At 40.4% G+C, this 16,060-nt stretch carries 9 protein-coding genes; all 9 read right to left on the bottom strand.

What is annotated here, in order from left to right; all coding sequences use genetic code 11:
- Positions 1–150: 150 nt before the first annotated feature.
- The 9 genes from BUA88_RS04430 to BUA88_RS04390 all read right to left on the bottom strand — a co-directional run bounded on the left by BUA88_RS04430 (position 151) and on the right by BUA88_RS04390 (position 16,054).
- On the bottom strand, positions 151–2,562 hold the full coding sequence (locus BUA88_RS04430; protein WP_072913253.1) for a clostripain-related cysteine peptidase: 2,412 nt from the start codon (positions 2,560–2,562) through the stop codon (positions 151–153).
- 190 nt (positions 2,563–2,752) lie between these two features.
- Positions 2,753–4,255 carry a methyl-accepting chemotaxis protein gene (locus BUA88_RS04425; protein ID WP_072913250.1) on the bottom strand — a complete coding sequence of 501 codons (1,503 nt, stop codon included), beginning with the start codon at positions 4,253–4,255 and terminating at the stop codon, positions 2,753–2,755.
- Between the two features lie 231 nt (positions 4,256–4,486).
- Positions 4,487–4,708 carry a Lar family restriction alleviation protein gene (locus BUA88_RS04420; RefSeq protein WP_072913247.1) on the bottom strand — a complete coding sequence of 74 codons (222 nt, stop codon included), beginning with the start codon at positions 4,706–4,708 and terminating at the stop codon, positions 4,487–4,489.
- Positions 4,709–4,755: 47 nt separating this feature from the next.
- A complete protein-coding gene (locus BUA88_RS04415) occupies positions 4,756–6,051 on the bottom strand; it encodes a UDP-N-acetylglucosamine 1-carboxyvinyltransferase (RefSeq protein WP_072913244.1) in 1,296 nt (431 codons plus the stop codon).
- Positions 6,052–6,108: 57 nt separating this feature from the next.
- Positions 6,109–7,845 carry an ABC transporter ATP-binding protein gene (locus BUA88_RS04410; protein WP_072913240.1) on the bottom strand — a complete coding sequence of 579 codons (1,737 nt, stop codon included), beginning with the start codon at positions 7,843–7,845 and terminating at the stop codon, positions 6,109–6,111.
- A complete protein-coding gene (locus tag BUA88_RS04405) occupies positions 7,845–9,590 on the bottom strand; it encodes an ABC transporter ATP-binding protein (RefSeq protein WP_072913237.1) in 1,746 nt (581 codons plus the stop codon). The genes BUA88_RS04410 and BUA88_RS04405 overlap by 1 nt, the downstream gene beginning before the upstream one ends.
- 3 nt (positions 9,591–9,593) lie before the next feature.
- Entirely contained in the window at positions 9,594–10,775 is a 1,182-nt protein-coding gene (locus tag BUA88_RS04400; RefSeq protein WP_072913234.1) for a peptidyl-prolyl cis-trans isomerase, read from the bottom strand.
- Between the two features lie 69 nt (positions 10,776–10,844).
- Entirely contained in the window at positions 10,845–14,372 is a 3,528-nt protein-coding gene (gene mfd, locus BUA88_RS04395) for a transcription-repair coupling factor (protein WP_072913231.1), read from the bottom strand.
- Positions 14,373–14,404: 32 nt separating this feature from the next.
- Positions 14,405–16,054, bottom strand: a complete 1,650-nt coding sequence (locus BUA88_RS04390) for a SulP family inorganic anion transporter (RefSeq protein ID WP_072913228.1) — start codon at positions 16,052–16,054, stop codon at positions 14,405–14,407.
- Positions 16,055–16,060: the final 6 nt, after the last annotated feature.

Genomic DNA, 16,060 nt, shown 5'->3' with positions numbered 1-16,060 from the left:
TGTTAAAACAGTTTTTTGCAAGCTAATTTAATTGATAAAAATTTAACAGCACAGAGATTCTATCACATAGATTCATATGTGTCAAAAGCCCGGTACAAGTCACTGTGGATCTTGTCTGGACTTTGACACATATCTAAATAGAATCCTCAGCTACTCCGACAGTCCCTCGGTGTAGTAGCTGTTACCATATATATCGGTAAAGACATACGAAATCAATATATCCTTATCCTCAATTACAAGATTTGAAATCTTCATATCTTCCATGGCAGTGCTAACAGTCATCTGCTCTCCAAGGAAATAGCTATCGGTATATCTGCCACTATAATCATAATAATCACTTATGAAATCAAGTGTGTCCCCAGGTTGAAGTTCTGTAAGATTCTTTGCAATAACCTCTATCTCACCATCCTTGTAGTCATAGGTAGCACCTGCCACATAGCCATCCTCATGCTCGCTATCAAACACAAGGATCAAATCTGCTCTCTCATCGTTAAGGAGTACCGGGACACGTCCTGTGATTGTATAATTGCTAGAATCACCAGTAGTATCGATGTGATAATAAGCCACTATCTGACCATCGATTGCAAGCCAGCTTCTATCTGTATTTGCGATAAGATTATTGTTCTCATCCCACTCAAATACATTATCAAGACCAAGGTCGATATAACCCTCGCCATCATCTACAAATGTAGAAAATTCTATCTCCTGCACGTTCTCCCACTGATCTTCATCTAAAGAGATTACCTGCTGCCCAGCGGAATTCAGAGTCCATTCCATATTTGCAACATTACTAATGTTGTTATTTGCTATATACTCTGCTGCATCGTCCACCGATACTCCATTATTCAAAAATCTAGGAGATGAACTACCTGAAGAGGATAGATAGGCATTTAATATGCTGGCAATTGCCTGCGAATTCATAGTATTAACATCAGTATTTCCCGCACCAAACAGCATGCTGGCTGGATTCGAATCATAGGTTGTTGAATTCTGTCCATAGTAAGCCATTGATGCAAACTTCTGAATGCAGTTACTGTAGCTTTCGTCCATACCTATTTCATCATAGGTATCCACCATATTGTCCACCTTGCTGGTCTGACGATATGGGAAATAGATTGAAAGACCATAAGCGTTAGTCATGTTGCTTGAAGTCTTGTTGTACTTTACTGCCCCCTTCAATGACTCAGCCAATTCCTTGCCAGAATCATTATCCATCTTGATTGCAAAATCAATCAAGTCAATCTGGTCAATCTTTGATGATGTGGCAAACTCTCTTGTTGATGAGCGTGCATTTGAAACAACCTTATATTCCTTCTTGTCGATAAGACTTGCTGTAGAATCTGCAAACCCTTTCAAATCCTCAGGTACTGTCGCATTAAGCTCTGCCAAGTCTACCACTGACAAAGTAGTCTTCTGACCAGCGCACTGCTGACCACACTGAGATACGAAATCATCAACGATAATCTTGCCTATCTCTAAAGTAGACATAGATGGATTCTTGCTAAGCTCTGTAAGCCAGTTTGTATAATACCAGCCGATACCAGGCTCTGTTTCCTCTGATGCAATCATGTAGTCGCTGTGAGCGTCAAGCATCAACCCTGTCTCTACTGTAGCCATTAGACATGCATCAAAGCCCACAAAATCATATTTCAATCCGCCGTCTGTAAGAGCCTTATTGATTCCTGCAAGATTCATCGAACCTGCTTCTCTATGCTTTTCATCATAACCATAGCCTGTTACCGATCCGCCGCCGTGATCCCAGAAAATAAGATCATATCTGTCAGCTTTATAATTCTGAGCACCCCACTTGATAAAGCTTGAAAGAGTATTAGGATCAGTCATAGGAAGATCTCCGAGATTATCCTTAATCAAATTCACCTTCCCATTTTTAATCTGGTATATCTGATTAGTTTTGTTGCTTACAAAATTATTCTTCCAACCAACGCAGCCTCCAGTATAAACAATCAGGTTGATGTTGTCAGCAACAGTTGCATTCAGCATCTCCTGCATATCCTTTGAAGCCATAGCTCCTCTGGACTCCAGGTCAGTACCACACATGTAAACCATGATAGTAGTTGTGTCCTTACCGTCCCCTTTAAGCACAGTATATTTATCTCTGGCACCATCAGCTACAGTCTCATCCAAAACACCAGTATTGGCCTTGCTACTCCAGCTGGAATTTCCACTGGCAGCCGTACTCGTATAGCCTCCACTACCTAGAAGCAGAGACGCCATCGTACCAATAGTATTTATGGTACTTGCAGCACTATCCCCAGAAAGAGAGCCTGTACCAGTTCCGCCTGAGCCGCCCCCAAAGAACGCACCAAGACCGCCTCCACCGCCTAGTAATACTACTAGTGCAATGATAATAAGCTTTCCAAGACCACCGCCTCCGCCATAGCCTCCATCACGATTTCCACTAAAACCTCCTGAGCCAGAACCTCCTGGCACATGACCGCCTGAACCTCCGCCTACGGGACCGCTTCCCAGTCCACTACCACGGCGATTAACCGAACCAGAACCGGTTACATTCTTCTTTCTTGATACTGGTCTGTCTGCCATACGTATTTCCTCCCAACACGAATAAATGGATTATGAGGTAATTCTACTCTAATATAAATAAATGTGCAAAATAAAAGCACTGTAGCTATCAATCTCTGAGTGTTACTCAAGGAGAGCTTTCTTCAGCTCGACGGAGTAATACCTCAGGATTGAGAGCGTAACAGTGCCTTCTCAGTGTTCATTATTTAGTTTACTTCAGTGCCATCTCTTCCATATCTTTTGCAATCTTATTGATTACCTTAAGAGTCTCATTCATATTTTCAAGGGCATCCATTGCATCATCACTTACTGCACCTACTGTATCAGCCGCTGCAGCAACCTCCTCAGACGTTGCAGAAAGATTTGTGATATTATCCATAATCTGTGTATTTGCACTAAGTACTTCGCTAACAGATCCCTTTACCTGAACAACACCATCTCTAAGTTCATCCGAACCTTCCTTGATAGCATCTAGCTTAGTTCCAGTTTCTGCAATAAGATCATTCTGTTTCTGAGCATACTCAGCAGATTTCGACATTGCAGCCGATGCTGAGCGAGCATCACTTGTAAGTCTTTCAATAATTCTTGAAATCTCTTCTGTAGCTTCTCTTGTGCTTTCTGAAAGAGCTCGTATCTCATCCGCTACTACTGCGAAGCCCTTGCCGGCCTCACCAGCTCTTGCAGCTTCGATTGATGCATTTAATGCAAGAAGATTTGTCTGACTTGAAATACCAAGAATTGTCTCTGTAATTGCTTGTACATCCTGAATACTTGTATTTAATGCCTGTGTTGTTGAGGCTGTCTCCAGGTTAATCTTTGCTACTTCCTCAGCCTGACTCTTAAGCTGATTAATAAGATCAACACCTTCGTTAACAGATTCCTCTACACGGCCAGAAACATCATCAATATTGTTAGCTTCCTGCTCAACTGCCTGAATGCTTTCCTGAATTACAGCAGTTTTATTTGTCTGATTTTCGATAGCCTCAGCTGTATTCTTTGTACCCTCTACAATTTCATTTACTGATGAATGTGTAGCCTCCATTGACTCGTTAAGTCTATCAGATACATCATTTGCCTCAACAAATTTCTGATTTAGCTGTTCTGCCAAATCAACAATCGTATCAGATGTTTCCTTCAGCTCTTCCGCATGTTCTTTGATTGTATCAAGTACCTCTGTTGTCTGACGTCTCTGCTGCTTACATACTACAACCGCAATGGTACATGCAATAAGACTGAATACCATCTCCGTAACAAGCTCACGGCCTGTAATATTACCTTTTCTGAGCTCCATAAAGCCCGAAGTGATTAAGCAGAAGTTTGCGATAAAGCAACCAATTCGTACTGTATTGGCCTCACCATATATCATTACAATCAAAATGATTGTATACATAAAGATATACATATTGCGGTCATTTGGTGCGTATATGTTAAGAACAAACATTGCCACCATTGAAAGCGTCACCACATATTTATATCTATATTTCTCTCCATACATTTTATATGTTACTTGGAAGAGAATTATATCTAAAATGGTAACAGCAAGTCGAATTAAATCCAGCACATTCATGCCATCTATCACTAACGACCTTACCGTACAAAAAATCAAAGCCAGACAAGTAATTGTTCCACAATATCTGGCCAGCCTATTTTTCTCCAGCATCTGTTTAGTTTTCAAATCCATAGAATCATCACGAATTTCTTCTCTTTCTGGCATAGGTTCTGTCCTCCATTTATAAAAATAAAAAACATATTATTCCCCTACTCTAGTAGAATAAGTATATCAACTTTTTCTGTCATTTTATAAATTTTGGCAGAATTTTCACAAAACTTTCATTTTGAATATATTCCAACACGTCTTTCTATTAGTAGCATAATTCTTCTAATACTAAAAAAGGACATTTCAGAATTCTATTCTGAAATGTCCTAAAACTATTCGTATTTGTTTTTATTCTCCTGGAGCACTGTTAATAACCTTACCTGTGTTCCAAAGCATTGCTGATTTCTCAGCTGCCTGTAAACGACCATCTTCGTCCTTGTAGCTAACAGTTCCTGTATAGCTTCCACAATCGAGGCAAGCCACGTAATATCCGTGATCTTCCTCTTCAATAAGGCCTGCCCCTCCGCAGATTGGGCAATCATCAAGTTCAATCTTTTCTGTAATATCCATAAACACCTCATCCGCCCCTTCGGGGCACCTTCCCCTCAAGGGGAAGGCTAACTTACTTTAAGTTTAAATTTCTGTAGATCCCTCTCGGAATCAACCTCTTCCATAACAGCACCGAGCTTGTTTAACTTACCAACGATATCTTCATATCCACGCTGGATATACTTGATATCATCGATGATAGTGATACCATCTGCAGCAAGACCTGCAATTATAAGTGCAGCACCGGCACGAAGATCTGGTGCGCATACCTGAGCACCTGTATATCTCTCAACACCAGTAACAATAGCTACTGTGCTCTCTACCTTAATATTTGCTCCCATGCGTGCAAGCTCATCTACATACTTGAATCGATTCTCGAAAATCGATTCTGTAACTGTACTTGTACCATCAGCAATACCAAGTACTGCTGTAATCTCAGGCTGCATATCTGTAGGGAAGCCTGGATAAGGAAGCGTAGTAACGTGAGTCTTTGTAAGCTTACGTCCCTTTGCGATAACGCGAACTGCATCATCATATTCCTCAATAACACAACCAGCCTCAATAAGCTTAGCAGAAGTAGCCTCTAAATGCTTAGGAATAACATTCTTAACAAGAATATCTCCATGAGTAGCTGCGGCTGCACACATATATGTACCAGCCTCAATCTGATCTGGAATAACTGCATATGTAGTACCGTGAAGTGCAGGAACACCAACGATACGAATAACATCTGTACCTGCGCCTCGGATGTTAGCTCCCATACTGTTAAGGAATGAAGCAACATCTACGACGTGTGGCTCCTTAGCTGCGTTCTCGATAGTAGTCTTTCCTTCAGCAAGAACAGCTGCAAGCATAATATTGATAGTAGCACCAACAGATACCTTATCAAGATAAATGTGGCTACCAGCAAGCTTATCAGCACGTGCTGACCAAAGTCCATAAGATACGTCAACATTTGCTCCAAGAGCCTTAAGCCCCTTAACATGTAAATCGATAGGACGTGCTCCGATAAGACATCCACCTGGAAGTGCAACCTCGGCGTTCTTATACTTTCCTAAAAGTGCTCCCATTAAATAATAAGAAGCACGAATCTTCTTAATATATTCATAATCCACTGACAGTCTTGATATGCTAGAACCGTTAATCTTAACTGTGTGCTCATCAATGCGAGTAATAGAAGCACCAATATCCTCAAGTGCTCCGATAAGTACATTTATATCTTTGACATTTGGCAGATTTTCAATTGTAACAGTTTCGTCTGTCATTATGGCACCTGCAAGAATTCCCAGTGCCGCATTCTTAGCGCCACTGATTTCCACTTCACCAGAAAGTGGTGTGCCGCCTTTTATCACATACTGTTCCATATTGTCTCCTACAATTCTCTCAAAATCTCTATAAGCCAAAAAAGGGCATAGTTATCCCTATGCGATTTGACTCCGATATAATTTAGCATAATATCCGTCTTTCTGCAACAACTCTGTGTGATTACCCTGCTCAACAATTTGACCATCCTTGACGAATAAAATCACATCAGCCTCACGTATTGTTGAAAGTCTGTGAGCTACAACAAAGGTAGTTCGGCCTTTCATCATCTTATTAAATGCTGATTGTATCTTTTGTTCTGTTCTGGTATCGATTGATGAGGTTGCCTCATCCAAAATCAACATACGCGGAATATTTAACATTACTCTTGTAATACACAAAAGCTGCATCTGTCCCTGAGAAAGAGATCCATTCTCTGGAGATAGAATTGTATCGTAGCCATAAGGCATTCTCTTTATGAAGCTATGAGCGTGTGTAGCCTTTGCAGCTTCAATAATCTCATCATCGGTGGCATTTGGACTTGCCATCTTCAGATTTTCTTTGATAGTTGCATTCTTCAACCATGTTTCCTGAAGCACCATTCCAAAGTTTCTTCTAAGATTATCTATATCTATATCTCTTATATCTGTGCCATCTATTAAAATTTCTCCGGCGTCAATATCATAAAATCTCATTAAAAGATTAATGATTGTACTTTTTCCTGCACCAGTTGGACCTACAATAGCTACTCGCTTTCCAGGCTCTACCTTAAGATTAAGATGTTCTATAAGCTTTTTACTCTTATCATATGAAAAGCTTACATCCTTAAATTCAATCTCACCCTTTGCACTGTCTATATTAGCATTTCCATTATTAACCTCTACCTCAGCATCAATCATTACAAAAAGACGCTCAGCACAGGCCAAGGCATTTTGGAATTCAGTAATTACGCCTGAGATTTCGTTAAATGGTTTTCCATATCCGCTGGCATAATATAGGAAAGATGTAAGACCACCTACAGTGATTCCTCCACCTATTGACATCAAAGCACCAAATACTCCAACGGACGCATAGATCAAATTATTAATAAGACGTGTGCTTGGATTAACCGTAGATGAATAAAAAGTTGCTCGCATTGACGCATCCGCCAGCTTATTATTCATATCCTCAAAGTTCTGTAGGGCTCTGTCCTCATAGTCCATGTTTCGAACTATATTCTTGTTGATAATAATCTCTTCAATATAAGAAGTTTCGTCACCTCTAAGCTTTGCCTGATCCCCAAAATACTTGTATGTTCTTTCAGAAATAAATCTGGCTAGTAAAAGAGAAAATGGAGTTGCAATAATGACTACAAGTGCTATCTTCCATGAAATAATGACCATGAAATAGATTGTTCCAAGAATAGTTAGTACTCCTGTAAACAGCTGCGTAAATCCCATTAGCAAACCATCTGAAAATGTTTCTGCATCTGCAACGATTCTACTTACAAAATCACCATGCGGATGGCTGTCAATCTCAGCCAGCTTCATGTGCTGAAGCTTTGCAAATGCACGGTCTCTAAAGTTCTTTGTAATAGTATAGGTAATATTATTATTTACCCTGTTCATAACCCATTGGATAAATCCAGTAGCAACTACATTAAGAGAAATCTCTTTTAATATGAAAATCAGTCCATCATAATCAATCTCAGCTGGGCCAATAATACAATCTACCGCCCTTCCTGTTAGAATTGGTATTCTTAATTGAAGAACCACCGTTGCTAAAGCACATAAAACTGAGACTAAAATCTGTAAATCATACGCTTTTAATTCTATTAAAACACGATTTAATATTTTAGATTGAGATTTATTTTCCACTATTTTGCCTCCTCTCTAGGAAACTGGCAATAATAGATTTCCTGGTATGTTTCACATGTTTCAAGGAGCTCATCATGAGTTCCAAGGCCCACACATTTACCATCATCCAGTACAATTATCTGATCTGTGTCCCTTACAGCTGATGCTCTCTGGGATACAATAACGATAGTTGGCTTCCAACTCAACTTCCTCAAAGCCGCTCTCAACTTGGATTCTGTCGCAAGATCAAGTGCTGATGAAGAATCATCTAATACCAAAATTTTAGGTTTACCAACGAGAGCTCTTGCTATTGTTAGACGCTGACGCTGACCACCGGAAAAATTACTTCCTCGACCTGTTACCTCAGCATCAATTCCACCATCTTTAGCTTCAACAAAATCCAAAGCCCGAGCTATATTTAATGCTGTTTTAATTTCCTCATCAGATGCACTATTTTTCTTCATTGTAAGATTGCTTCTGACTGTGCCATGAAACAGAGATGCGCGCTGTGGAACCACACCAAAGTACTCTGAAAGCAATGAATCCTCTAATCTTTTAACATTTTCTCCGTCAATCTCAATTTCACCTACTGTAGCATCATATGTATGATTCATGAGCTTTACCAATGTGCTCTTACCAGAGCCTGTTCCGCCAATGACTCCAAGACTTGTTCCACCAGGAATTACAAGACTTATGTCCTCTAAATCATATTCTGTGCCACCATTGTAGCTAAAGCTGACATTGTTAATCTTTATAGTACCTGGCTGCTTTGCATCTACCATAAGATTATTCTTCGAATTAAACTTATTCTGATGTCTTTCATCTGACTTCATTTCCATAAGCTCCTGAACGCGCACTGCTGATGGAAAAGCCTTCATCAGAAGAACTATAAGATTAGCTAACTTAATAAGCTCTATGAGAATCTGACCCATATAATTTACAAGTGCCACCACATCACCCTGTAAAATAAAGCCTTTGTCCACCTGTCTCATAGCCACATAAATCAGTCCAACAATTCCAATATTTACTACAACGTAAGTCACAGGATTCAATAGTGCAGATATCTTTCCAGTGCTAATCTGCATCCCTGTAAGCTCTGATGTTCTATTCTGGAACTCATCATTTTCATGATCTACCTGACAAAAAGCCCTAAGTACTCTAGCTCCCTCCAGATTCTCAGATGTTAAATGAAGAACCTTCTCAAGCTTTGCTGCAATAGCTTTATATCTAGGAAGCGTATTTTTCATAATAAAAAATACTATTACTGATAAAATAGCCACCACAACCAAGAAAGTTAATGCCGATTTAACATTTACAATAAACGCCATAAAAGTAGCACCTGCCACTATAAATGGTGATCTTAAAAACAGCCTCAAAACCATATTTATTCCGCTTTGAACCTGATTAATATCATTTGTAATTCTGGTGGTCAGCACCTCGTCCCCCACCTTCTCTTTTGTGCCCTGAGATAGAGAGAGAATCTTCGCAAAAACATCTCTTCTAATCTCAGCTGCTGAATACACTGCTACATAAGCACTAAAATATTGAGCAGTAATAGAGAACATCAGACCTACTACAGCAAGGAAAATCAAAACCCCACTCATCCTAATGATGTAGTGGGTATCTGAGCCCACGATTCCCTTGTTGATAATCTGTGCCATAACAAGGGGAACCAAAAGCTCAAATATCGCCTCTAACATTTTGAATAGTGGGGCTAAAACTGCTCTTGTTTTATATTTTTTTACATAACTGATAACAAAGCTCATAGTTTAATTTGATTCTGAATCCTCAGTTTCTTCAGAATTATCTTCTGTAGTGTTCTCTGTTGTTTCCTCAGTAGTTTCCTCAGTAGCTTCTTCTGTAGTATCATCTGATGTCTCTTCTACTGTCTCCTCAGTAGACTCTTCTGTTGTTGCTTCTGTTTCTTCTGTAGACTTTTCTTCCTTCTCAGGAGCCTTGAATAAAGTTGTGAACTGAACCTTTTCCCAAACCTTATCATCTACAGTCCACTCGATAGCTTCCTTCCATGAATCCATAAGTGTGTTAAATGCTTCTGTCTGTAAAGAGCTTCTCTTGTTATCTGAAGCCTCTGTATCGTGATCTTTCTCAAGCTTGATTACATAATATCCAGCATCCTTAACCTCGATTACAGCTGAAACCTCGCCTTCCTTAAGTGACTCAGCAGCCTTGATGATTTCCATATCCATTGAGCTGTCCTCTGACTCACCCTTATGGTATGAATAAGACTCCTTTGTAGCCTCAAGCGCTTCTACCTCTGCATCAAAATCTTCTGCCTCTGCAAGAGCCTTTGCATTTGCCTTCTTCTCTAAAATTTCATCATCTGTAAGAGGCTCTACACTACCATCCTCTGTTGATTTGTTTGTTGTATCAAATAATACATATGAGAATGTACGCATCCAGCAGTCATCGTCTGTAATATCTTTATCTGCTTCCTTCTTAGCTGCGTCTGCTACAAGATTGTAGTAAGTTCTATACTCAAGGTACTCCTTAACAGTATCCTCTGTAGCTCCCATCTGCTCTAAAGAATCCTTATCGTTGTCAGAAATGAACTTCTTAGCTGCTTCCTCAATAGCCTTCTTCTGTTCGTCTGTAAGACTAATGCTATAATCCTCAGCGTGAGCCTTTGCTAAATACTGCTCCTCAAGGTCGTTAAGAACCCCATCCTTTGTCTCATCCTGAAGTGTTGAACCAGAGCCTGACATATCCTGCTTCCACATACCCTCTCCATAGTATGAAAGAAGATACTGGTCGTACATAGACTGCTGATATCTTGCAGCGAAATTACCAAGACCAAGTGAAATGGTATCTGTCTTATCTCCGTTCTTTATAGTTACAAGTGTTTCGTTTGGATCAAGTTTTCCGCAGCCTGTAAATAAAACTGCAGCTGAAAGAGCCGCAATGCAAGCTGACTTTACATATGTTTTTTTCATTATTTCCTTCTTCCTGGGTAAACCCTACCCATTATTTTTTCTAACGTTTCGATTATAGTTAATCTTGGGCTAATTATCAACTTTTAGAGACTTCAAATCAGATAAGAAATCCTGAAGATAATCATAGATTTCATTGGGTTTTATTCTCGTATTGGCTTTCGTGTTGAAAATAAACGCCGGAGCCTTGGGATCTGCAGCAAATGTAATATGTGGATTGTTTCGCTCAAGTAATGCTGGAATCTGAGCCACATCAATCTTTGCTTTCTCATACATAACTATCCTAATTATGTCTCCCTTTTGCTCAATTGCAGTAACATAAGCATCATGCGCCTTCACACGAAGCATAGCCACCCAAAGGAGATTCTGAACGCACCTCTTAGGCTCTCCAAATCTATCCACAAGCTCATCCAGCATATCGTCTCTTTCTTCCTCTGAAGAAATGGCAGCAATTCGCTTGTATATATCGATTCGCTGTTCCTCATTTGAAACGTAGGTATCTGGCAGGTAAGCCTCGATATTAATATCAACTGAGGTATTAAAGCTGTCTTCCTTAACCTCGCCCTTTTCACGCTTAACCGCCTCATTAAGCATCTTACAGTAAAGGTCGTAACCTACAGCCGTCATATTTCCATGCTGCTCCACTCCAAGGAGATTTCCAGCTCCACGGATTTCCAGGTCTCGCATGGCAATTTTAAAGCCAGAACCCAGGTCCGTAAACTCTTTAATAGCCGCCAAACGCTTCTCAGCCACCTCTTTAAGCATCTTATCCCTCTTGTACATAAGGAATGCATAAGCTGTTCTGTTACTTCGTCCAACACGTCCTCTAAGCTGATAAAGCTGCGAAAGGCCCATATTATCTGAATCATGAATAATAATTGTATTAACGTTGGAAATATCCAGACCAATTTCGATGATTGTGGTAGCAACCAGTACATCAATCTCGTGATTAATGAACTGCATCATCACATCCTCGACTTTAGCCTCTGTCATTTGGCCATGAATGTAGCCTACAGTTGACTCTGGAACCAACCTTTCTATTTCCGCAGCCATATCCTGAATTCCACGAACTCGATTGAATACATAATAAACCTGACCATCGCGCGCCATTTCACGCACGATTGCTTCTCTTACCATTTCCTCGTTATATTCAAATACAAAGGTTTGGATAGGAGTTCTCTCCATAGGAGCCTCATCCAAAACACTCATATCACGAATTCCAACAAGGGACATATGAAGAGTACGTGGAATTGGGGTAGCAGACAAAGAAAGCACATCCACTGTCTTTTTCATCTGCTTGATTCGTTCCTTGTGATTTACACCGAAACGCTGCTCCTCATCGATGATAAGCAGGCCTAAATCCTTGAACTCAACATCCTTTGACAGAAGGCGATGTGTACCTATAACTATATCTACCATGCCCTTTTTCAGGTCTTCTATTGTCTTTTTCTGCTCAGCCGGTGTTCTAAAACGGCAGAGAAGTCCCATGTTTACTGGATAACCGCCCATTCTCTGAACAAAATTATTGTAATGCTGCTGTGCGAGGATGGTAGTCGGAACAAGATAAGCAACCTGTTTTCCCTCCTGAACAGCTTTGAAGGCCGCTCTCATAGCCACTTCTGTCTTTCCAAAGCCTACATCACCGCAGATAAGGCGGTCCATAATCTTTCTGGACTCCATATCAGATTTGACTGCCTCTATTGCTGTAAGCTGCCCCTCTGTTTCCTCGTAAGGGAAGCTTTCCTCAAATTCCTTCTGCCATACGGTATCAGGCCCATATACAAAGCCGTCAGTATTTTGTCTCAGTGCATATAAATCCACCAGCTCCTTAGCCACAACACCTACCGCAGACTGTACCTTCTGCTTTGTTTTAGTCCATTCCTGGGTTCCCGCACCAAGGGAATTAAGCTTTGGTTTCTTTCCATCTGGTCCAGAATACTTCTGAATCTGGTCTAGTTGATTCGTGAGTACATAAAGATTACTTCCCTTTGCATACTCGATTTTTATGTAGTCTCGAATTACTCGGTCCAATTCCATCTGCTCGGTACCTTTATAGACACCCAAACCATAATTTTCATGGACCACATAATCTCCAACATGTAGATCAGAAAATGAAGAAATACTCTCTCCTTCGTACTTTTTAACCCTCTTTTTCTTCTTTCTGACATGTCCGAAGATATCGCCATCTGACAGCATTACAAAGGCTGAATCGGGATAATCAAATCCTCTTTTAATATTTCCTACACAAATCATTGTCTCACCAGGATTTATCCTGTGATCCAAATCTGTAGTGAAATATGAGTTCAATCCTTCGTCTAAAAGGTCTTCTGCAAGACGCTGCCCCTTGGTAGCGGAGCTTGTTACCAGAAGCACCTTATATTTTCTCTTCTTATACTGTAAAAGCTCCTTCGTAAGTAGCTCGAAGCTACCATTGTATGCATTTACACCCTGTACAGCGATGCTAAAGTGATCTGCTGATTTAAGCAACTTGTTCTTCGCATCAAGGACCGACATAAGAGTGATAGGATATCTTTCCAGCTTTCCAAAGACCTCTGCCACGCCGTAAAGCATATCCATCTGGCCCTTAAGCATATATCCTGCCTCTACACGGCGGGTCATCGCATCAGCAAACTCTGTTTCAGTAACCTCAGCTTTGTTAATTACCTTCTGAACCTCATCAATAAAGACATATGTGCCCTTCGGCATAAAATCTACAAAGGAACCCAGCTTATCACAGAAGTAAGTCAAATGAGTCTCCAGCTCCTGACTAAGTCCCCACTCTCGTGTCTCCTCGATTACTCTGTCAGCATAGGTTTTCAGATGAAAAGCCTCTTCTGTTTTCATCTCTTTACGGTATGCTTCATACCTTTCATCGCGTTCTTTTTCAATCTTTGCCAAGCCTGCTTCAACCTCGTTAGCGCCCAGTATCAGCTCGACCGCTGGAAAAATTAAAACAGAATTTATATTTTCGATAGATTTCTGATTTGTAGGGTCATAGGAACGAATACTATCTACTTCGTCACCCCATAATTCAATACGAACTGGTAATTCCGCTGTCAGTGGATAGACATCGATAATACCACCTCGCACTGCAAATTCTCCTGGATGCTCACAGGTGCCCACATTCTCGTAGCCCATAGCAACAAGCTTGCGACGCAGCGCCTCCAGCTCTACACTATCTGTATCAGAAATAGCAACCACACCTTCCTCAAAATATGAAAGAGCTGGTAGCTTATTCATAAGGGCGTCGATTGTAGTAATAACAGTACAGGCGTTATTGCTGATTACAGCCTCTATTGCCTGCATACGCTCTCTTGTAAGAGCATTACCCCTGATATCAGACTGATAGAAAAGAAAGTCCTTGGCAGGGAAATACACAACATCATTGTCGAAGAATCGATATTCCTCATACAATTCTCTGGCCTTAAGCTCATCGCTTGTAACAATAAGCTTATAGTTAATATCATGTCCTATACCATAAATAAGGTGCGCCTTATCAGCGCACCCAGTAATATCATATATCTTTCCAAACTTAAGTAGAGCCTCTCTAAGAGACTCTACTGCTGTAAGTGATTCAAATGGTTCTAAAAATGCCTTCATAAAGTTTAACCTGTATTTAATAATCTAGTAAATTACTTTAACCAAAGGAGAGCTTCTGCTCTATCAAGAGCGGCATCAATGTTAGGCTGGAAGTTTTCCTCGCCTACAATCTTAATGAAATCAGCCTTTTCCATCATCTGACGAGGCTGCTCATTTACATGTGAGAATACAACTGTAACACCCTTCTTCTCTGCACGCTCTACTAAATCTCTAAGAGCACGAAGAGCTGTGATATCGATTGCTGGAACAGAACGCATTCTCATAACGAGAACCTTTGTATAATCCTTTACGTTAATGCTCTCAGCTAGCATATCTGAAACACCAAAGAAAAGTGGTCCTGTAATTTCAAATACACGAATTTCCTTTGCAACTGGACGAAGATCATCTACGAACTCTTCTTCATCACTCTGATATGTCCAGCCACTTACATGTGTTTCCTCGCTCATTCTCTTAATAAAGAGGATACAAGCTACAATCATACCCCATTCGATTGCTACTACAAGGTCAAATACGATAGTAAGCACGAATGTAAGCACCAGAACAATAATATCTGACTTAGGCGCATACTTAACAAGTCTTGTGAAAGGTCTCCACTGGCACATATTATAAGCTACCTGGAAAAGAATAGCTGCAATACATGGCATTGGGATGAACTTTGCGAAAGGCATAAGCACTACCAAAATAATAAGTAAAGTAATTGAATGAACCATACCAGCGATAGGTGTACGTCCACCATTCTTGATGTTGGCTGCTGTACGAGCAATAGCGCCTGTTGCAGGAATACCGCCAAATAATACAGAACCAATATTTCCAATACCCTGACCAATAAGCTCCTGATTACTTCTATGCTTGCTGTTTACCATACCATCAGCAACTACAGCTGAAAGAAGTGACTCAATAGCAGCAAGAATAGCGATTGTAAAGGCGTTTGGCATCTCATTCATAATCACGCTAAATGAGAAATGAGGCACTGAAACAGAAGGTAACCCAGCCTTTAAATCAGGATAAAGAGTACCGATTGTGTTTACATTCATTCCAAGACCCTTAACCATTGCGATTCCAACGAATACAGCAATAATAGATGCTGGTACCTTCTGGAAAAACTTAGGCCAGATAATAAGAACTGCAAGACAAACAACACCTACAAGTACTGCCTGCCAGTTGATAGTATCAATATTTACAAAGAAAAGTCTAAGCTTATCCATTGTCTCGATTGGCTTCTCGCCATGGAAATCCATACCGAAGAAATCCTTGAACTGACCAATGAGAATAGTTACAGCGATACCTGCTGTAAATCCTGTAGTGATTGTATAAGGGATGAACTTAATAAGTGCACCCGCCTTAAAAACACCAAGTAAAATAAGGATAATACCAGCCATTATAGTAGCGATGATAAGACCATCCATTCCATCAGTAGCAATAATACCTGCTACAATTGTAGCAAAAGCTGCTGTTGGACCAGCAATCTGAACTGTACTACCACCGAAGAAGGAAATCAAAAATCCTGCTACGATAGCTGTGTACAAACCTGGCTCTGGGCCTACGCCAGAGGCAAGAGCCAAGGCAATAGAAAGTGGCAATGCAATGATTGCCACGATAATTCCAGAAACTACATCTTTTACAAACTGCTCCTTACTGTACTTTTTCATACAGGTGAACAGCATAGGTTTAAATTGTTCCATTTTTCA

It is taken from the genome of Pseudobutyrivibrio xylanivorans DSM 14809 (genome assembly GCF_900141825.1).
Classification (GTDB): Bacteria; Bacillota; Clostridia; order Lachnospirales; family Lachnospiraceae; genus Pseudobutyrivibrio; species Pseudobutyrivibrio xylanivorans.
This window is presented reverse-complemented; position numbering and strand designations above follow the sequence as displayed.